General features: G+C 73.0%; 19 protein-coding genes and 1 other RNA gene. 14 read left to right on the forward strand and 6 right to left on the reverse strand.

The annotated features are described in order from the left end of the window. Positions 1 to 36: 36 nt before the first annotated feature. Positions 37 to 2,778 (forward strand): ATP-binding protein, encoded by a 2,742-nt coding sequence (locus tag V2J63_RS04925; protein WP_331229889.1) that lies wholly within the window; start codon positions 37 to 39, stop codon positions 2,776 to 2,778. Positions 2,779 to 2,782: 4 nt separating this feature from the next. Here V2J63_RS04925 and V2J63_RS04930 read toward each other — a convergent pair whose 3' ends face one another. Then, complete coding sequence (locus V2J63_RS04930) at positions 2,783 to 3,238, reverse strand: ATP-binding protein (RefSeq protein ID WP_331229890.1); 456 nt, start codon at positions 3,236 to 3,238, stop codon at positions 2,783 to 2,785. Positions 3,239 to 3,350: 112 nt separating this feature from the next. Between V2J63_RS04930 and ligD the strand changes: the two genes are divergently transcribed. Together ligD and V2J63_RS04940 are read left to right on the forward strand one after the other, a co-directional pair. Continuing rightward, positions 3,351 to 4,436, forward strand: a complete 1,086-nt coding sequence (gene ligD, locus V2J63_RS04935) for a non-homologous end-joining DNA ligase (protein ID WP_331229891.1) — start codon at positions 3,351 to 3,353, stop codon at positions 4,434 to 4,436. 365 nt (positions 4,437 to 4,801) lie between these two features. Then, a complete protein-coding gene (locus V2J63_RS04940; RefSeq protein ID WP_331229892.1) occupies positions 4,802 to 5,314 on the forward strand; it encodes a DUF6318 family protein in 513 nt (170 codons plus the stop codon). Between the two features lie 54 nt (positions 5,315 to 5,368). On the opposite strand, the gene V2J63_RS04945 is transcribed toward V2J63_RS04940, so the two are convergent. Next, positions 5,369 to 5,845 (reverse strand): SRPBCC domain-containing protein, encoded by a 477-nt coding sequence (locus V2J63_RS04945; protein WP_331229893.1) that lies wholly within the window; start codon positions 5,843 to 5,845, stop codon positions 5,369 to 5,371. 16 nt (positions 5,846 to 5,861) lie between these two features. Here V2J63_RS04945 and V2J63_RS04950 point away from each other — a divergent pair, with 16 nt between their 5' ends. The 5 genes from V2J63_RS04950 (at position 5,862) to V2J63_RS04970 (ending at position 8,934) form a co-directional block, all read left to right on the forward strand. Next, the gene (locus tag V2J63_RS04950) at positions 5,862 to 6,191 is read left to right on the forward strand and encodes an ArsR/SmtB family transcription factor (protein ID WP_331229894.1); all 330 of its coding nucleotides are present in this window, start codon (positions 5,862 to 5,864) and stop codon (positions 6,189 to 6,191) included. Positions 6,192 to 6,229: 38 nt separating this feature from the next. Further along, the gene (locus V2J63_RS04955) at positions 6,230 to 6,724 is read left to right on the forward strand and encodes a metallophosphoesterase family protein (RefSeq protein WP_331229895.1); all 495 of its coding nucleotides are present in this window, start codon (positions 6,230 to 6,232) and stop codon (positions 6,722 to 6,724) included. Positions 6,725 to 6,801: 77 nt separating this feature from the next. Next, entirely contained in the window at positions 6,802 to 7,392 is a 591-nt protein-coding gene (locus tag V2J63_RS04960) for a GNAT family N-acetyltransferase (RefSeq protein WP_331229896.1), read from the forward strand. 79 nt (positions 7,393 to 7,471) lie between these two features. Continuing rightward, on the forward strand, positions 7,472 to 8,086 hold the full coding sequence (locus tag V2J63_RS04965) for a DUF6318 family protein (protein ID WP_331229897.1): 615 nt from the start codon (positions 7,472 to 7,474) through the stop codon (positions 8,084 to 8,086). 248 nt (positions 8,087 to 8,334) lie between these two features. After that, positions 8,335 to 8,934, forward strand: a complete 600-nt coding sequence (locus V2J63_RS04970; protein ID WP_331229898.1) for a PKD domain-containing protein — start codon at positions 8,335 to 8,337, stop codon at positions 8,932 to 8,934. 69 nt (positions 8,935 to 9,003) lie between these two features. On the opposite strand, the gene V2J63_RS04975 is transcribed toward V2J63_RS04970, so the two are convergent. From V2J63_RS04975 to V2J63_RS04985, 3 genes are all read right to left on the reverse strand, one after another. Then, positions 9,004 to 9,711: a formylglycine-generating enzyme family protein gene (locus V2J63_RS04975; RefSeq protein ID WP_331229899.1), complete on the reverse strand. Its 708-nt coding sequence runs from the start codon at positions 9,709 to 9,711 to the stop codon at positions 9,004 to 9,006. Then, on the reverse strand, positions 9,708 to 10,790 hold the full coding sequence (locus V2J63_RS04980; RefSeq protein ID WP_331229900.1) for an ATP-dependent DNA ligase: 1,083 nt from the start codon (positions 10,788 to 10,790) through the stop codon (positions 9,708 to 9,710). Before V2J63_RS04980 ends, V2J63_RS04975 begins: the two co-directional genes overlap by 4 nt. Before the next feature lie 245 nt (positions 10,791 to 11,035). Next, the gene (locus V2J63_RS04985) at positions 11,036 to 11,977 is read right to left on the reverse strand and encodes an SRPBCC family protein (protein WP_331229901.1); all 942 of its coding nucleotides are present in this window, start codon (positions 11,975 to 11,977) and stop codon (positions 11,036 to 11,038) included. Positions 11,978 to 12,168: 191 nt separating this feature from the next. Between V2J63_RS04985 and rnpB the strand changes: the two genes are divergently transcribed. The 4 genes from rnpB to V2J63_RS05005 all read left to right on the forward strand — a co-directional run bounded on the left by rnpB (position 12,169) and on the right by V2J63_RS05005 (position 15,547). Next, an RNA gene (gene rnpB, locus V2J63_RS04990) (RNase P RNA component class A) lies at positions 12,169 to 12,550 on the forward strand. A gap of 334 nt (positions 12,551 to 12,884) precedes the next feature. Continuing rightward, a complete protein-coding gene (locus V2J63_RS04995) occupies positions 12,885 to 13,292 on the forward strand; it encodes a GNAT family N-acetyltransferase (RefSeq protein WP_331229902.1) in 408 nt (135 codons plus the stop codon). A 251-nt stretch (positions 13,293 to 13,543) separates the two neighbouring features. Continuing rightward, entirely contained in the window at positions 13,544 to 14,956 is a 1,413-nt protein-coding gene (locus V2J63_RS05000; protein ID WP_331229903.1) for a S8 family serine peptidase, read from the forward strand. 117 nt (positions 14,957 to 15,073) lie between these two features. Further along, positions 15,074 to 15,547, forward strand: a complete 474-nt coding sequence (locus tag V2J63_RS05005; protein WP_331229904.1) for a hypothetical protein — start codon at positions 15,074 to 15,076, stop codon at positions 15,545 to 15,547. Here V2J63_RS05005 and V2J63_RS05010 read toward each other — a convergent pair. Beyond that, the gene (locus tag V2J63_RS05010; protein ID WP_331229905.1) at positions 15,531 to 15,743 is read right to left on the reverse strand and encodes a PspC domain-containing protein; all 213 of its coding nucleotides are present in this window, start codon (positions 15,741 to 15,743) and stop codon (positions 15,531 to 15,533) included. The two genes, V2J63_RS05005 and V2J63_RS05010, sit on opposite strands and share 17 nt — an antisense overlap. 281 nt (positions 15,744 to 16,024) lie before the next feature. Between V2J63_RS05010 and recQ the strand changes: the two genes are divergently transcribed. Together recQ and V2J63_RS05020 are read left to right on the forward strand one after the other, a co-directional pair. Further along, on the forward strand, positions 16,025 to 17,989 hold the full coding sequence (gene recQ, locus V2J63_RS05015; protein WP_434056281.1) for a DNA helicase RecQ: 1,965 nt from the start codon (positions 16,025 to 16,027) through the stop codon (positions 17,987 to 17,989). 87 nt (positions 17,990 to 18,076) lie between these two features. Next, a complete protein-coding gene (locus tag V2J63_RS05020; protein WP_331229906.1) occupies positions 18,077 to 18,871 on the forward strand; it encodes an aminoglycoside phosphotransferase family protein in 795 nt (264 codons plus the stop codon). The last annotated feature ends 44 nt before the right edge of the window (positions 18,872 to 18,915 follow it).

Below are 18,915 nucleotides of genomic sequence, written 5' to 3' on the forward strand. Positions count from 1 at the left end.
ACCCGCGCCACAGGCGCGAGGCGGGTCGGCGGCGCCATGAGCGAGCTGCCTGAGGGCACCCTCACGCTCCTCTTCACCGACATCGAAGGCTCCACGCGCGTCCTGCGCGAGCTCGGGAGCGCGTACGCCGAGGTGCTGACCATCCAGCGTCGGATCCTCCGCGCGGCGTTCCAGCGGTGGGGCGGGCACGAGATGGGCACCGAGGGCGACAGCTTCTTCGTCGTCTTCACGACGGCGCGCGCCGCCCTCAGCGCCGCGCTGCAGGCGCAGCGCGAGCTCGCGCGCGTGGAGTGGCCGGGCGGGCAGCCGGTCCGCGTCCGCATGGGGATGCACACCGGTGAGCCGGTGCGGCACGAGGACGGCTACGTCGGCATGGACGTCCACCTCGCGGCGCGCGTCGCGGGCTGCGCGCACGGTGGCCAGGTGGTCCTCAGCGCGGCGACGCACCGGATCGCCGTGCACCAGGTGCTCGCGGGCATGCGCTTCCTCGACCTCGGCCTCCACCGGCTCAAGGACATCGCCGCGCCCGAGCGCCTCTACCAGCTCGCCGCCGACGGAATCGAGGAGCGTTTCCCGCCCGTGCGGAGCCTCGGCGCCGGGGCGAGCCTGCCGGCGTTCGGCTCACCGCTCGTCGGCCGCGACGGCGAGCTCGCCGAGCTGACGGCGCAGCTCGCGCGGGTGCGGGTGCTCACCCTCACCGGCCCCGGCGGGGTCGGCAAGACCCGGCTCGCGCTCGCGGTCGCCTCCGCACGCGAGGGGCAGTACGCCGACGGCGTGTACTTCGTCCCCCTCGCGGCGGTGCGCTCGACCGACGCGATGTGGACGACGATCGCCGAGGCGCTCGGCGCGACGGGGGAGAACAAGGCGCCCCCGACCTTCCTGTCCTACCTCGGGGCGCGCGAGGTGCTGCTCGTCCTCGACAACGTCGAGCAGCTCCCCATGGCCGGGGACGTCGTGCGCGAGCTCGTCGACGCCGGCCCGGGCGTGAGCGTCCTGACGACGAGCCGGCGCCCGCTCCACGTCGAGGGGGAGTACGAGCACCCGGTCCCGCCGCTAGTCCTCCCCGGCCGCGACGCCGACGTCCGCGCGGCCGAGGAGTCGGGCGCGGTCGCGCTCTTCGTCGAGCGGGCACGCATGGTCCGGCCCGGGTTCTCGCTGACGCCGGAGAACGTCGGGGACGTGGCGGTCATCTGCCAGCGACTCGACGGGCTCCCGCTCGCCATCGAGCTCGTCGCCGCGCGGGCGAAGCTCCTCGGGCCCCGCGCCCTGCGCGCGCGCCTCGACGAGAGCCTCGAGATCAGCGCCGCCGGTGGCGCGCGGCCCGAGCGCCAGCGCTCGTTGCGGGCGGCCATCGCGTGGAGCTACGAGCTCCTCGAGCCGGAGCTGCGGTCCGTGTTCGTCCAGCTCAGCGTCTTCGACGCCGAGTTCGACCTCGAGGCGGTCGCCGCCGTCGTCCGTCCGGGCGAGGCGCCGGCGGGAGGTGGAGCGAGCGCGGGCGCCAGTGGGGCGGCGAGTGCTGGGGCGAGCACCGGTCCGGAGGGCACGGCGAGTGCCGGAGCCGCCACGGCCGACCCGCTCGACCTCGTCGGCGCCCTCGTCGATGCCAACCTCCTCATGATCCGGGAGGGCCGCGACGGCGAGCCCCGCGTGCGCATGCTCCGCACGATCGCCACGTACGCCCGGGACCTCCTGCGCACCACGACCGACGCCGAGGAGGTGCGCCGCCGCCACGCGGAGCACTACGTCGGGGTCGCCGAGCGGCTCAGCCCGCTCCTGCGCAGCGCCCAGCACGTCGGCGCCCGCGACCGCATCGAGGCCGAGCTGAGCAACCTCCGGGCCGCCCTGCGCTGGTCGCTCGGCGCCGGGAGCTCCGAGCACGCCCGCCGGCCGGCGCCTGCCCTCGCGACGGGACTGCGGCTCTGCGAGCACCTCGGGTGGTTCTGGTACGCGTGCGGCTACCAGGCGGAAGGCCGGCAGTGGCTGCGTCTCGCCGTCGAGGCGGGCGCGGGGCGCGAGAGCCGGGAGTTCGTCCGGGCGCTGCACAGCCTCGGCGTCCTCGTCCTCCTCGAGGGTTCGGCCGCCCAGGCCCGGGAGATCCTCGAGACGTGCCTCGACTTCTGGCGCCGCGACGGCGACGCCGCGGGGACCGCGATGGAGCTCAACAGCCTCGCCCTCGCGCACCGGGCGCTCGGGGACCCCGAGCAGGCGCGGGCCATGCTCACCGAGAGCCTCGATCTCGCGCGCGAGGCAGGGGAGCGGCGCGGGCAGGCCAACGCCCTGTCCAACCTCGCGGCGCTCGAGACGGACGCGGGGGAGTACGACAGCGCGATCGAGCGGCTGCGCGAGGTGCTCCGCCTCGACACCGAGGGTGACGACGCGTGGGGGATGGCCGCCGACCACGTCAACCTCGGCGGCGTCCTGCTGCGTGCGGGCCGGCTCGACGAGGCGCAGGAGACGCTCGAGCGGCACGGGCCGGGGGCGGCGTCGCTCGGCGACATCGAGCTGACGGTGGACGTCATCGAGCTCTTCTGCGTGCTCCACGCCGAGCGCGGGGACGCCCGCCGCGCCGCCCGGCTCCTCGGGGCGAGCGAGGAGACGCGCGCGACGGCGCAGCTCCCGCTGTCGGAGCCCGACGTCGCGTGGCTCAGCGGCGTCCTCGACAAGGCCCGCGCGGCGGTCGACCCGCGGCAGTGGGCCGCCGACGTCGAGGACGGCCGGGCCCTCGCCGTCGAGGACGCGCTCGCCGAGGCGCTCGCCGGATCGGACGTTGCTCGGTAGCCGCTCAGGCGTCGGGGTCGAGCCGGAACCACGAGGTGAGGCACCCGCCGTCGGTCTCCCCGATGCCGCAGTCGGCGGAGAGCGTCCGGAGCAGGGCCGTGCCCCACTCCTCCGCGTTGAGGACGGAGTCGGCGACGCCGTCGTCGCCCGCGACGTGGTGCGCGGAGACCTCGAGGAACCCGTCGACGGTCGTCACCTCGACCCGCACCGCCGCCCCCGGCGCGCTGTGCACGACAGCGAGGCCGACGAGCTCGCCCGTGAGGAGCTCGACCATCTGGTTCGCCATCCCGGTCACGCCTTGCCCCGCCGCGACGACAGCCGCCCACCGCCGGGCCTTGCGCGGGGCGGACCGGTCGGCCGGGACCTCGAAGACGTCGAGCGGGGCGGGTGGTGCGCCGTCCCGGCGACCTCCGGCGATGATGCGGAACTGGGCGCGGGAGTCCTTCTTTCGCTCAGCCACGGTCCTACTGTGCCTGATATTCCCGGTGCCGCCAGGTGAGACGCCCGCCCTCCGCCGTCGTGCGGGGCCGTGGGCATACGCTCGGGCCAGCACTCGGAGAGAGGATGAGGCGATGGGGCCGGAGTCGGCTGGCACGAAGAAGAGCAGCAAGACACCCGCGGTCGAGCTCGACGTCGCGGGGCGCAGCGTGCGGATCTCGAGCCCGGACCGCGTCATCTTCCCCGAGCGCGGGCTGACGAAGCTCGACGTCGCCCAGTACTACGTCGACGTCGGCGAGGGGATCCTGGGCGCGCTGCGCGACCGCCCGACGACGCTCGAGCGGTGGCCCAAGGGCGTCTTCGAGGGCGCGAAGATGGCGACGCGCACGGACAGCGAGGGCGACGCCTTCTTCCAGAAGCGCGTGCCGCGCGGGGCGCCGGACTACGTCGAGACGGCGCACATCACCTTCCCCAGCGGCCGCACCGCCGACGAGATCGCCCCGACGGAGCTCGCCGTCGTCGTCTGGGCGGCGCAGATGGGGACCCTGACGTTTCACCCGTGGCCGGTGGTGCGCACCGACGTCGACAAGCCGGACCAGATCCGCATCGACCTCGACCCGCAGCCGGGCACGGACTACGACGACGCCGCGCGGGTCGCCCCGGAGGTGCAGGCGCTGCTCACCGAGCTCGGGATGGAGGGCTACCCCAAGACGTCGGGCGGGCGCGGGCTGCACATCTTCGTCCCCATCCAGCCGAAGTGGGAGTTCGTCGACGCCCGGCGCGCGGCCATCGCGTTCGGCCGGGAGATCGAGCGCCGCATCCCCGACCTCGTGACGATGAACTGGTGGAAGGAGGAGCGCGGGCAGAAGATCTTCATCGACTACAACCAGATGGCGCGCGACCGCACGATCGCCTCGGCGTACTCCATCCGGCCGAACAAGCGGGCGACCGTCTCCGCGCCGCTGCGGTGGGAGGAGATCCCGGACGTCGCGCCGAACGACTTCGACGTGCTGACGATGCCGGCGCGCCTCGCGGAGGTCGGCGACCTCTTCGCCGGGGCGAACAATCAGCAGTACGGCATCGAGACGCTCCTCGAGATGGCCGAGCGCGACGAGCGCGACCACGGCCACGGGGACCTGCCCTACCCGCCCGACTACCCGAAGATGCCGGGGGAGCCCAAGCGAGTGCAGCCGAGCAAGGACCGCGACCGGAAGAAGTAGCCCGACGGTGGTCGGCGCGCGGCCGTCCTGTGGATGGCGGGCGTCGTCCACAGGTACCCGACCGGGGCGGGCGCGCGGAGAGTGCGGCGTCCTAGCGTCTGGCCATGGTGACGCGGGCGCGCAGGGGCGCGAGGACGACGGCGTGGGTCCTGGCGGCGGCGGTGGTCCTGGCCGGGTGCGGTCCAGGGACGGGGGAGGGCAAGCCCGGCGGTGGGGCGGCGTCCAGCGGAGCCGTGGAGTCGGCCCCGGGCTCACCGACCGCGCGAGCGGCGACGGACGACGTGCCGCCCGCCCAGGGGAGCGGCGCGCTGGCGTCGGGTGCACCTTCCGCGGGCGTGCCGTCCGTGGGTGCGTCCCCTGCTGCGGTGCCGTCCGTGGGTGCGATCCCCGGGGAGGTGCCCGGGCCCGACGGTCGCGCGGGCATTCCACCGCCGGAGCGGCCGGCGGAGATGGCCCGCACGGACGAGGCGGGGGCCGTCGCCGCCGCGCAGTACTTCCTCTCCCTCTTCGGCTACGGGGCGGCGACCGGTGACGTGGCGGAGTGGGACGCGATGTCCGACCCCGACTGCCTCGGCTGCGCCGGCCTCCGCGAGGAGATGGTCGCCACTCACCGTGCCGGGAGCCACGACCCGCGCGAGGACCCCGTCGTCAACGCGGTGTGGGTCGCGGACCCGATCGACGGCGCGCACGTCGTGCTGCTCGGCGTCGACTACGAGCTGAGCGACATCCCCGCGAGCAGCGACCCGGCTGAGGCCGTCGAGATGCCGGTCGCCGTCGTCATCGTCGGCATCATCCACACCGGCGACGGGTGGCTCGTGCAGGAGTTCCTGCCCGGCGGTCCCGAGTACCTGCCGGACGTGCCGGGGAGCCCGCCGTGACGGCGGCGGGCTGCAGGACGGCGGGTGACGGGACCGGTGCGGCGCCGGAGAGGCTCACGTGTAGAAGCCGTCGCGCAGGTTGACGCCGTGCTCGAGCCACACCTTGAGCGCGGAGAGCATGAACGTCCAGCCCTCGCAGTTGCCGAAGGCGTTCTTCGCGCCGTCGGGCGTGGCGCGCCACGAGGACTCGGTAATCGTGACGAGGGTGCGCGCGCCGTCGTCGGCGGGCTCGAGCTCGAAGGTCGTCGTGGTCGTGCCGTCCTCGCGCGTCGTCTCGCCGCCGTCCCACCGGAGGACGAGGCGGTGCGGCGGGGTGGCCTCGACGACGGTCACCGGGAACGCCCCAGGGAAGTCGTGGAAGTCCCACGTGACGTCGTTGCCCGGCTCGAGCCGGCCCCGGGCGCCGCCGGTGGTGAAGTAGCGCGAGAGCTGCTCGGGATCGGCGATGGCCTCGTACACCTCGGCGCAGGGCCGGGCGACGTGGCCCGAGATCGTGAAGGAGAGCTCGCTCAGCTCGGTCGGAGTAGACATGTTGTAAAATTACAACATGACGACCGCGGGTGACAAGAGCCAGGACGACGACGTCTTCAGGGCGCTCGCCTCCAGCACGCGGCGACGGATGCTCGACGTCCTCAAGGCCACGCCTTGCACGACCGGCGAGCTGTGCGCGGCCTTCCCCGAACTTGACCGCACGACCGTCCTGCAGCACCTGCGCGTGCTCGAGGGCGCCGAGCTCGTCACGGGCCGCCGCGTGGGCAGGGAGCGGCACCTCGTCCTTGCGCCGCTGCCGATCAAGCGCATCCACGACCGCTGGATCGGGGAGTACGCGCGGGCGGCTGTCGACCTGCTCGAGCGGCTCGAGAGCGACGGTCGGTGACGCGGGCGAGGTCGATGCGTGTGGGGGACGATCGGGGAGTGAGCACCAGCCTCGTCCTCCTCGCCGACACGCACTGGCCCAAGCGCGCCAAGGTCCTGCCCGATCCGGTGTGGTCGGCCGTCGAGGCGGCCGACGTCGTCGTCCACGCGGGGGACTGGGTGGAGGAGCCGCTCGTCGACGAGCTCGAGGCGCGCTCACGCCGGCTCGTCGCATGCTGGGGCAACAACGACGGGCCGGAGATCCGCCGTCGCCTTCCCGAGGTGGCGCGGACGACGATCGACGGCGTCCGCCTCGCCGTCGTCCACGAGACCGGCTCGGCGCAAGGGCGCGAGAAGCGGATGGGGGCGCAGTACCCGGACGTCGACGTGCTCGTCTTCGGCCATAGCCACATCCCGTGGGACACGGTGACGCCGTCGGGTCTGCGGCTGCTCAACCCCGGCTCGCCGACGGACCGGCGCCGCCAGCCGTTCCGCACGTTCATGACGGCAGAGGTGAGCAACGGACACGTGGACGTGACGCTGCACGAACTCTGACGCCGCCGGCTGAGCCGGCTGGCTCGCCGGTGGGGAAGGCGTTCTGCCGAGCGCGCGGCGGTCAGTAGCCTGACGAGGTGGACTTCCTGGCGATCCCGACGCTGCGCGGCGCACTGGCCACCCTCGAGCCGCTCTCGCCCGAGCACGTCGGCGATCTCGCGGAGGCGGTGGCCGAGGACGAGCTCCACCGCACCTGGTACACCCGGCTGCCGTCGCCGGATGGGATGGCCGCGGACATCGAGCACCGGCTCGCCCAGCACGTCGCGGGGAGCGTCGTCCCCTGGGCCATCCGCGCTGCCGACGGCCGGGCCGTCGGGATGACGACGTTCCTCAACATCCGCGCGGACCACCGCCGCCTCGAGATCGGCTCGACGTGGATCGCGCCCAGCGTTCAGGGCACGGGCCTCAACACCGAGGTGAAGCTCCTGCAGCTGACCCACGCCTTCGAGACGCTGAGCTGTATCGCGGTGGAGTTCCGGACGCACTGGCACAACCAGCGCTCGCGGCGAGCCATCGCCGCCCTCGGCGCCAAGCAGGACGGCGTGCTGCGGAACCAGGACCTGTGGCGCGACGGGACGATGCGTGACGTCGTCGTGTTTTCCATCATCGAGAGCGAGTGGCCGACGGTGCGGTTGTCCCTGACCGAGAAGCTGCGCGCCCGGAGGTAGGCAGTCTCGCCGGCGCTCGGAATCCACAGATTCCGCCGCAGGGGTACCGCGCTCCCGCCATCGGGTCTACCGTCTCGCCATGGCGGGCCGAACGCGTCGGGGGGCACGGGCGATAGTCGTGCCCGCGATAGTCGCCGTGCTGGGCGTCGGCTGCAGCAATGACGCGACGCCGAGCCCGATCGCGTCCGGGCCCGAGCCGACCACGTCGCGCGCGAGCGGAACTCCGTCCGCGACGCCGTCGCCTGGGCCGACCGACTGGCCCGCGCCGGAGCGGCCCGCGTCGATGGACCGCGACGACGTCGTTGGCGCGAAGGCGGCCGCGCAGTACTTCATCGAGCTCTACCCGTACGTGTACGCCACCGGGGACCTCGACGAATGGCGCGCGATGTCGCACGAGGAGTGTGTGTTCTGCGAGAGCGTCGAGGCTAACGTCGTGGAGCTTCACTCCGAGGGCGGCTACGGCACAGGCGGCGAAATCGTCGTGGAAGACGTCCGTGCTTCCGAGCCCAACCAGGAAACAGAGTTTTTCCGTGTCGGCTTGCGCGTGACTGAGGGTCCATCCGCAGAGCATGCGCGAGACGGGTCGGAACTTGCTACGACCACGGGTGGTGCTGGCTATTACCTGACTGCCCTAACGTACCTCGACGGGTCTTGGTTCGTGCGCGGCGTGTCCGCCGAGGAGGCGGACTTGTGAGTACGCACGGGTTGTGGGCGATCACTGCCAGCGCGTTGATCGCCTCAGCTGGCGCGGTTTCGATGGTCCAAGTGCCGAGCCCCGAGATTCGTGGGTCCTCCGAGGGGCGAGACTCGATAGACGTAACGGGTTCGGTTAGGGACGCATTCGAAGACGCCGGGGAAAGCGTGAGAGGGCGAATCGAAACGGCCATTGATAGCGGCGGGGCGGTCGCTCCTCCTCCTGCCAACCCCGCATCGGACTGTCACATGATCCTGTTTGTCGAGGCGAATGATCGGAATTGGGTCTCATCCTGCGACCTTGATTCCATCGCGGGCACGGAGAACACGCCGTGGTGGGAACGCATCGAGCCGGGCGAGCCGGGGGAGTCGGAGGAGGGCGACCCCGCCGCGCCTCCCGGGCAGCCCGTCATCGTCACCGCGCAGGAGCTTCAGTCGTTGATCCTCGACTCGGGCGGCCTGACGGTGCAGCCGGAGCGCCCGTGGGTGCTGGTCAACATGGAGACCATCGCCATGACGGGCGCCTCGGTGCAGATGCTCGGCACCGTCGTCCTCGGCGTTCCCGTGCGGGTGCGCGCGATACCCGTCGAGTTCACCTGGGACTTCGGTGACGGCTCCGCACCGCTCGTCGGCACGGACCCGGGCGCGGCGTGGCCGAACCATACGGTCTCGCACGTCTACACGAGCCCCGGGGTCGTCGACGTCTCGGTGACGACACAGTGGGACGGCTACTTCCAGCCCGAGGGCGGAACCTCATGGATACCGGTCGCGGGGCGCGCCGTCACGACGGAGACGAGTGACCCCATCGAGGTCGTCACGGCGCTCCCGCGGCTCGTCACCGGGAACTGACGCCCGGCCAGCCCGCGAAATGCCGGTGCCGACCGGCGCACCGGCCTCCGGCCCCACCACCGCCGTCGGTCACCCGCGTGCGAGCCGGAACCCGACGTCGTCGATCCGGTAGGTCGGGTGGCTGCGCCGGCGCACGGACGCGCGGCAGCTCCAGTGCTCGTCGAACCAGCCGCCGCCACGCAGCACGCGGTACGAGCCGTACACCTCTGGGTCGTAGGTGTCCCAGCACCACTCCCACACGTTGCCGAGGACGTCATGGAGGCCCCAGGCGTTGGGCTCCTTCCCTCCGACGTCGTGCGCCCTCCCGCCGGAGTTGCCGCGGTACCAGGCGATCGCGTCGAGGTCCCCGTACCGAGGGCCGTTCGTCCCCGCCCGGCACGCGCGCTCCCACTCGGCCTCGGTCGGGAGGCGGTAGCCGTCGGCGGTCGGGTCCCGCACGACGTCGTCGCCTTTGATGCCGTAAGCCGGTGCTAGGCCCTGCTCCGTCGACAGGGCGTTGCAGAAGGTCACCGCGTCGAACCACGAGATGCCCTCGACCGGCCGCCGCTCAGCGCGCGCCGCGCCTGGCCACTCACCCGTGACGCGGGCGTACGCGCGCTGCGTGACGGGCGTCGTCGCGATCTCGAACGCGCCCACGCCGACCGTCCACGTGCGGCTCGTCCGCCGGTCCGACAGCGCCACCGGCCCCGCCGGGATGCTCACCATCGCCGTGCCGTCCTGCGTCCTCGCGACCGCGGCCGTGTGGAGCGCCCGCTCCGTCTGATCGCCGGAGCTCACAGCTCCGGACCGAGCAGCTGCGCAAGGTCGTACTTCACCGGCTCCTCGAGCTGCTCGTACGTGCACGACTCGGGGTCGCGGTCCTCGCGCCACCGCCGGAACTGCGTCGTGTGCCGGAAGCGGTCGCCTTCCATGTGGTCGTAGGCGACCTCGAGCACGCGCTCGGGGCGCAGCGGGACGAAGCTGAGGTCCTTGCCCGAGCTCCACCGCGACTCCGCGCCCGGCCGGCGGTCGCCCTCGACGCCACCCCCGCCCGTCCACGGGTGCTCGCCGGCGTCGACGGCCAGTGGGCTGATCTCCTCGACGAGCTCGGCTCGCCGGGCGGCGGTGAACGAGGAGGAGGCACCGACGAACTGGAGCGTCCCGTCGTCGTCGTACAGGCCGAGGAGGAGCGAGCCGAGGAGCGGGCGGTCCGGCGTCGACGTCTTGTGGAGCCGGTACCCCGCGAGGACGACGTCGGCGGTGCGCTCGTGCTTGACCTTGAGCATCGTGCGCTTGTTCGGGGCGTACTTGCTGCTCAGCGCCTTGACGACGACCCCGTCCAGGCCCGCGCCCTCGAACGCGGAGAACCACTCGACGGCGACGTCGTGGTCCCGCGTCCGCGGCGTGAAGAAGATCGACGGACCCTCGAGACCGAGGCCGCGCAGGCGCTCCTGCCGCTCCTCGAGGGGCAGTGTGGTGAGGTCCTCGTCGCCGAGGGCAAGAAGGTCGAAGACGACCATGCGCGCCGGGGTCTCAACGCTGAGGAGCCGGACGCGCGAGTCGGCGGGGTGGATGCGCTGCTGCAGGGAGTCGAAGTCGAGCCGCTCCCCACGCGCGACGATGATCTCGCCGTCGACGACGCACCGCTCCGGCAGCTCGGTCCGGACCGCCTCGACAAGCTCGGGGAAGTACCGCGTCATCGGCTTCGTGTTGCGGCTGGCCAGCTCGACCTCGTCACCGTCGCGGAAGGTGATGCACCGGAACCCGTCCCACTTCGGCTCGTACGTGTACCCGCCGGCGACGGCGTCCGGCTCCGGGATCGACGGGACGGACTTCGCGAGCATCGGCGCGACGGGCGGCATGACGGGCAGGTCCATACCGGGGATCGTCCCACCAAGGTCCGACGCCGTCGCGCCTTTCGTCCACCGCGCCGCGCCCGCACCGCGCGGCACTGCCGACCGTGCCCGCCCGACGGACTGGTTCCGGACAGCACGACGCGGGCACCGGAATCCCGGTGCCCGCGTCAGCGGTCGCGCGACGGTGGGTCTCGCCGTCTCATGCCGTCGGACGACGACGGCCGCCGCCCGCCATGAGTGGGACGACGGCGCACGCCGCCCCGACGTCAGCGGTCGAGGCCGCCCGCGCCGGCACCTGGGTGCGCCGGGTCATCCTCGTCCGTGGCCGGCTGGAGCGCTTCGTCGATGAGCGCCTCCGTGCGGTCCGGTCCACGAGTGTCGGCGCCCGTCGTGCCGACTCCCGTCGTGCCGACTCCCGTCGTGCCGACTCCCGTCGTGCCGACTCCGGCCGTGCCAGCTCCCGCAGTGCCGACCCCGGTCGTCCCGACACCGGTCGCGTCCGCCTCGGTCGTGCCGATGAAGTCGGCGTCCGCCGACTCGGAGCCGAGGTCGGTGGCACCGGCGGCCGGCGTGATCGTCTCGCCCGGAACGGCGCTCTCCTGAGCCTTCTTCGTGCCGGCGACGGCGGCAGCGGCCCCCACGGCGGCGACGCCCAGACCCGCCGCAGCGGCAGCGGCTGCCTTGCCCGGACCAGCCTTGCCGGAGTCGCCGCGTGAGGCCTCAGCGTCCTCGACGCCCGGCGTACCCACCGACGCGCCCTCGTTGACCGACCCGCGCCACTTGCCCGTCGGGTAGCCCTCGGACTCGATGAACTCCTTGAACTTCTCGAGGTCGGCCTCGGCCTGGCGCTCGACGATGTTGAGGGCGTCACCGACCTTCTCGACGATGCCCTCGGGCTCGTACTCGAGCGTGAGGTGCACCTCGGTACGGCCGCCCAGGTCCTTGAACGTGACTGCCCCGGCGTTGGTGGCGCCCTCGGTCGCTGCCCACGCCACCTTCTGGTCGGGGATCTGCTCGACGATGCGCGCCTCCCAGCGGCGCTTCACGCCGGCGATCTCCGCGACCCACTCGAGGTGGTCGTCCGTGAGCTGGGTGACGCTCGTGATGCCTCCCATGAAGTGAGGGAACTCCTCGAACTGCGTCCACTGGTTGTAGACGGTCGTCACGGGGACGTTCACCTCGATGGACTTGTGCACTTCCGTGGTCATCGGATCCTCCTCGTCGAGAGCGGAGGGCGCGGTCAGCACCCACATCAAGGATCGACGGGCGACGGCCTCCGCGCCCGTCGAGCGGGGAAGTTCGGGCCGTCGGCGTCGCCGGGGTTGGCCCCGGCCGCGGAAGCAGCGCAGAAGAGGCGCTGCGTCGCAGGCCGCCCCGCACGGATAGCATGGGCAGCGGATGAGTCGGCCAGGCGGTCGCGGCACCCCTCGGGGTGACGAGGAACGTCCGGGCTCCACAGGGCGGGGTGGTGGGTAACGCCCACCCGGGGTGACCCGCGGGAAAGTGCCACAGAAAGTAGACCGCCGCCACGGCCCTCGGGCCGCGGCGGTAAGGGTGAAAGGGTGGTGTAAGAGACCACCAGCGTTCCGGGTGACCGGAGCGGCTAGGTAAACCCCACCCGGAGCAAGACCAGACAGCAGGCGTTCGAGGGCTGCCCGCCCGAGGCCTGCGGGTAGGTCGCTGGAGGCGTGCGGCAACGTACGTCGTAGATGGATGGCCGCCGGGCGGGTGCTGGTAACGGCGCCCGCTCACAGAACCCGGCGTACCGGCCGACTCATCCACCTTCTCGGGCAGCACAGCCATGAGGGTCACCGCTGTGCCGGTCGTCACGAGCGTCGGTACGGTCCGTGCGAAGTCCAGCCACGACCCCTCCGTCAGCGAGAGTCATCCTTCCCGGGAGGGTGTCGCCGGCTGCGGCGCTAGGAGGCCCGTGCCACGGTGGCCACCACGGCGAGAGGGGCTCGGATGATGATCGACGTAGTGCCTGCCACGCGGCAGCGGTGGTCAGACGTCGTTGAGGCCTTTGGACCGCAGGCGCGCCGGGTCGACTCCTGCTGGTGCCAACGCTTCACCGCACCCAGTTCCGAGGACAACCGCTCGGCACTGCAGCGGGAGGTGAGCACGACGGACATCCCCGTGGGGCTGCTCGCTGTCGTCGGCGGTTCTGCCGTCGGTTGGACCCGGGTCGTGCCGCGCTCGACCCTGCCTGGCATCACCGGCAACCGGGCGCTCCGCGGCCTCCTGCCCGAGGACCCGCGGGCCTGGTGGGTCAGCTGCTTCGCAGTGCGCCGCGAGCACCGTGGTGCTGGCGTCGGCCTGGCGTTGCTGACCGCAGCCGTCGAGTGGGCGCGACAGCACGGCGCCTCGGTGCTCGAAGGTCACCCGGTCGACACCGCTGCGTTGCGGGGCAGACCCTCCCCGAGCGCGGTCTTCACCGGGACGCTGGCCCTCTTCACCGCCGCGGGCTTCGAGGAGATCGGTCGCACGTTCCCCAGCCGTCCGGTGATGCGCCGGCACGTGTGAGCGTCCGCTCGCTCTGCTCCGGGACCCGCGGCACGGTCAGCTGGGCAGCGAGGAGGGCGCAGTCGATCGCTCCGTGCGCCGCGGGGTGATGGGCCGCCTTCATGGCGCGGCCGTAGGACCGACCCCCTGTACCCGGCGAGGCGAGGCGCTCGGACCCTGGACACGGTCCGCCCTCGGGTGGACACTCGCGTCACGGCTCCTGCGGGGGAACCAGTGGGCGGAGCCGTGCACCACCAACGAGGGCGGTTGCTATGACGGACGTCGACGTCGCGGGTTCCACTCTTGCCCAGGAGGGCGGGGCCGACGCGGCCGTGTCGGTGCGCAAGCACTACGACGCGATCGCGCGTGAGTGGAGCCTGCCGCGGGCCGGTGAGCTGTGGGACGGGGTCGCCCTCGCGCACGGGATGGGCCGGCTGGGGGAGGGGCGCGTCGTCGCGATCGTCGACGACGGGTTCGACATGTGCGTGCCCGCCCTCGCCGAGCACGGGCTCGTCTGGCCGTCCCGGCGCCGGGGGACGACGACGCACGGCACCGTCGTCGCGCTCCTCGTCCTCGCGGTGGCGCCGCGCGCCAGGCTGCGCCTCTACCCGGCGAGCAGCGACGGCCACTACGATCTGGCCCTCGTCGAGGCGGCGATCGCGCACGCGACGGCCTCCGACGCCACCGTCATCAACCTCAGCATCGGCCAGGCGTTCCCCATGGCCGACGTCCTCGACCACGAGGCCTTCTTCGGGAACCTCCCGGCGTGGCCCGGGCTCTCCTCCGCGGACCTCCCGTTCTGGGTGTCGGAGGGGCTCGGCCGGCTCGACGGCTGGCGGGCGCTCGTCCGCACACCGGCGTCGCCGCTCGGGGCCGCCGCGCGGACGGCGGTCGAGGCGGGTCGCGTCGTCATCGCGGCGTCCGGAAACGCCGGCGGGTACGCGTACAGCCCCGCGGTGGAGGACGGCGTCACGGCGGTCTCGTTCCAGCGTGTCGAGCGGGCGGCGCGGGACGGGCTGAGCGAGGACGCCCGCGCGACCCCGCCGTCGTTCAGCCAGTCCGAGCTCTCCGACCTCGCGGTGGCCCAGCCGGCCGGGGTGCTCGGGTCGAGCTTCGCGACGCCCCTCATCGCCGGGCTGGTGGCGCTCATGTCCGACCCCGCGGAGATGCCCGCGTTCACCGGAACGGCGCGGCTGGCGGCGCTCGCGGCGGGGCTCATGGTCCACCTCGAGCACGGCGCGGCCTCGTCGCCCCGGCGCGACGGCGTCGTCGACGAGCTCTTCAAGCGGGCGATCGACCGCGCGCCGCACCCGCACCTCGATCCCACGCACCGGGCGCCGTGCCCCGAGTGCGCGGTGCTCCTGGCCGACGCGTACATCAACTTCGGGCTCTTCCGCCTGGGCTGGAACGACCTCGACAGCGCCGAGAACCTGCTGAGCGCCGCGGTGGCCGTCGCGCCGACCAACCCGCACGCGGCAGCGAACCTCGGCGTCGTCCACGCCCGTCGGGCGGAGGCCCTCCGCGACGACGGCGACCTCGCCGGGGCGCGCGAGCGGCTCCTGCGCGCAGGCGCGCTCGAGGCCCGGGCGTACGAGCTCCGCCCCGACCACGAGCCGTACCGGCGGCGTGCGGCGGAGCTCACCGCCGCGGCCGAGGACCCTTCGCACTGGCAGATGGCGCCGTGAGCGGCCGTCGAATCCGCCCCCGCGGGGGGCGCTCCCGGCGATGATGCGTGAGGGACGACGACGGGCGCCGCATCTCGTCTCGACCAGATCGCCTTGACCACGACGAGGGAGCAGACCATGACCGACACCCAGCTCCGGCTCCGGATCGACGACGCCGAGGACCTCGACGCCGCCCACGCGGCCGCGGAGGCCGAACCCGGGATCAGCGTCAGCGAGGAGTTCCCGCCGCCGTCGGGGGGCATCGAGGCACAGGTGGAGCCGGTGACGGCGGTGCTCATCGCCGCCGGCGTCGCGGCCCTGGCGAAGTTCGTCCTCGACTGGTGGGAGAAGCGCAAGGGCGGCCTCGTCATCGACCAGCGCGAGGGCGCCGAGGACGAGATCCACCGCGACCGGGACGTCCCGTGGGGCTACGTGATCGTGTTCCCCGAGGACGGCGGCGAGGTGAGGATCGAGACGGTCGACATGCCCAAGGACGCCATCCACCAGCTGCTCGAGACCGTCATCGGCGGCGCGTTCACGACCGTGACCGACCTCGCCGACGCCGCGAAGAAGGCCGTCGGCGCGGACAAGGTGACTACTCAGACGGCATGAGGATCCACAGGATCGGGTAGATGAGGAGCTGGCTGCCCGGCACGACCATGAGGAGCAGGACGAAGAGGATCCTCGTCACCCACGGTCCGAGCCCGAAGCGTCGCGCCAGTCCCGCGCACACCCCACCGAGGACGCGTCCGTGGCGCGGGCGGACGAGCCCGCGGGTGGCGAAGCCGGTGTGGATGCTGCTGGTCATGGTCGTGCTCCTTCGTCGTCGGTAGGACCAGCATCGAACCCACGCGCGCCCCGCACATCGGGGGATCCCCCTGATTCCCACCCTGATCCGTGCACGCCCGAGGTCCCTGCACGACGCCTCCCAAATGGTGCTCCTGGGGTTTCTGAGGCGTCGTCACCGCCACAGGAGTGGACACGAGCACCACGTGGGGGATCTTCTGCGCGAGGCGCCGCCGGGAGCGCCCGAGGCGGGCGGCTGGTGGCACTGTCCCGGGCGTCACCGGATCGACCTAGGCTGGCGAGGTGACTGACACGTGGACCGAGCCGGAGCCCGACTGGGGCGAGCCCCCGCCGGAGGACCTGAGCCCGTGGGACCTCCACGACCCGGAGATCGCCGCGGCCTTCGCCACCGACGGCGGCGCCGCGGCCCCGCTCGCGGCGGTGCAGGCAGCGCGCGCCTCCACGTCGTCGCCGCTCGAGGCCCTCACGAGCATCTGGGGCTACGACGCCTTCCGCGGTGAGCAGGCCGAGATCATCGAGACCGTCGCCCGCGGCGACGACGCGCTCGTCCTCATGCCGACCGGCGGCGGGAAGAGCCTGTGCTACCAGATCCCTGCGCTCGTCCGGGAGGGCACGGGCGTCGTCATCAGCCCCCTCATCGCCCTCATGCACGACCAGGTCGACGCACTCGAGCAGCTCGGCGTGAGGGCCGCGTTCCTCAACTCCACCCAGTCGACGGATGAGCGCCGCGACGTCGAGCGCCGGCTCCTCGCCGGCGAGCTCGACCTGCTCTACCTCGCGCCGGAGCGCCTGCCCGTCGCCGCCGGCCTCCTCGACCGCGCCCGCATCGCGCTCTTCGCCATCGACGAGGCGCACTGCGTGGCCCAGTGGGGCCACGACTTCCGGCCGGACTACCTCGGCCTGACGATCCTCCACGAGCGCTGGCCCGACGTCCCGCGCGTCGCCCTCACCGCGACCGCGACGGCGGAGACCCGCGAGGAGATCGTCCGCAACCTCGACCTCACCGGCGCCCGGGTCTTCGTCTCGAGCTTTGACCGGCCCAACATCCAGTACCGGATCGCCCCCAAGCAGGACGCCAAGGGCCAGCTCCTCCAGATCATCGAGAACGAGCACCCGGGCGAGGCCGGCATCGTCTACTGCCTCAGCCGCGCGTCGGTCGAGAAGACGGCCGAGTGGCTCGCCGGCAAGGGCGTCACCGCGCTCCCGTACCACGCGGGTCTGCCGGCCCAGACGCGCTCACGCAACCAGGCCCGGTTCCTGCGCGAGGACGGCGTCGTCATGGTCGCCACGATCGCGTTCGGCATGGGCATCGACAAGCCGGACGTCCGCTTCGTCGCCCACCTCGACCTGCCGAAGAGCGTCGAGGGCTACTACCAGGAGACCGGTCGCGCCGGCCGCGACGGCCTGCCCTCGACGGCGTGGCTCGCCTACGGCCTGCAGGACGTCGTCCAGCAGCGGCGGATGATCGCCGACGGCGAGGGGGACCGGCACCGCAAGCGCGCCCAGTCCCTCCACCTCGACGCCATGCTCGCGCTGTGCGAGACGGTCCAGTGCCGCCGCCAGCAGCTCCTCGGCTACTTCGGCGAGCCGAGCGGGCGGTGCGGGAACTGCGACACGTGCCTCAACCCGCCTGAGGACTTCGACGGCACGGTCCCGGCGCAGAAGCTCATGTCGACGATCCTGCGGCTCCAGCGCGAGCGTGGTCAGCAGTTCGGCGCCGGTCACCTCGTCGACATCCTCCTCGGCCGTGAGACGGAGCGGACGCTGCGGTCCCGGCACTCCGAGCTCAGCACGTTCGGCATCGGCACCGAGCTCGGTGACCAGGAGTGGCGCGGCGTCGTCCGGCAGCTGCTCGCCCAGGGGTTGCTCGAGGTGCAGGGGGAGTACGGCGTCCTCGCGCTCACCGAGGCCGCCGGCGCGGTGCTGCGCGGCGAGCGGGAGGTCCGGCTGCGCCGCGAGCCCGAGAGGGTGCGCGCCGCCCGCAAGCCCCGCGGCAGCAAGGCCGCGCCGGTCGACCTCGACGAGCCGCAGCAGGACCTCTTCCAGCGGCTGCGTGCCTGGCGCGCCGGCGTCGCCAAGGAGCAGGGCGTGCCCGCCTACGTCGTGTTCAACGACGCCACGCTCGCCGCCATCGCGCAGGCACGGCCCGGGTCGACGGCGGACCTGCGCGGCATCTCCGGGGTCGGCGACGCGAAGCTCGAGCGCTACGGGGCGGCCGTCCTCGAGGTGGTCGACGCTCCGGACTGAGGGGCAGCGTGGGGACGGCGGGCCGGTCTCGCCGGCCCCGCTCGGCGGAGCGGGGCCGACCGCGTCGAGGGGGCGTAACCTCACGGCATGGATGCGCCGTCCGGCGGAGATCGCGGCTGGGAGGGGGTCCCGGACGCCGCCGTCGAGGTCGCGCCGGGCGCGCAGCCGATCGGGCAGGGGCGTACCGCGCTGGTCTATGAGCTCGGGGACGGAACGGTGCTCCGGCGCTACCGCAACGCCGGGGCGGACGCGCGGCTCGAGGCGGCCGTGATGGAGCACGTGCGCCGGCACGGCATCCCCGTGCCCCGAGTCCACCGTGCGTCCGGGCGCGACATCGTCATGGAGCGAGTCGACGGCCCGACGATGCTCGCCGACATCCTCGAGCGCCCCGTACGGATCCGCGAGCACGCCGGCGTCATGGCGCAGCTGCATCGACGTCTGGACGGCGTACCGCCGCACCCGGGGCTCCCGGTGGTTCCCGGGGAGCCGGCGCGGCTGCTCCACTGCGACCTCCACCCGGGGAACATCATCCTCACCCCGTCGGGGCCGGTGCTCATCGACTGGTCGGAGGCGCGGTCGGGCCCGGCGGCCGTCGACGTCGCCGCGACATGGATCGTCGTGGCATGCCTCGAGCACCCGGACCCGACGGTCAACGCGTTGCTCGTGCCCGTCCGGGCGGCTCTGCTGGAGGCGTTTCTCGGCGCCGTCGACGACCGGGACGCCGCGGCGCGCATCCTGCCGGACGTCGCGCGGGCGCGGATGGCCGACCCGGCGACGACGCCGCAGGAGCAGGAACGCCTGGCTGTTCTCGCGGCGGGGACGACCGACGTGGGGAACGTCGCCGGAGGTGCGCCGGGCGGCGGTCCTCGGTTCGAGGCCTGAACCGAGGCACGCTGTCCGATCTGCGCCACACTCGTCACCGGTGT

The sequence above is a fragment of the Georgenia wangjunii genome, assembly GCF_036421975.1.
Classification (GTDB): domain Bacteria; phylum Actinomycetota; class Actinomycetes; order Actinomycetales; family Actinomycetaceae; genus Georgenia_A; species Georgenia_A wangjunii.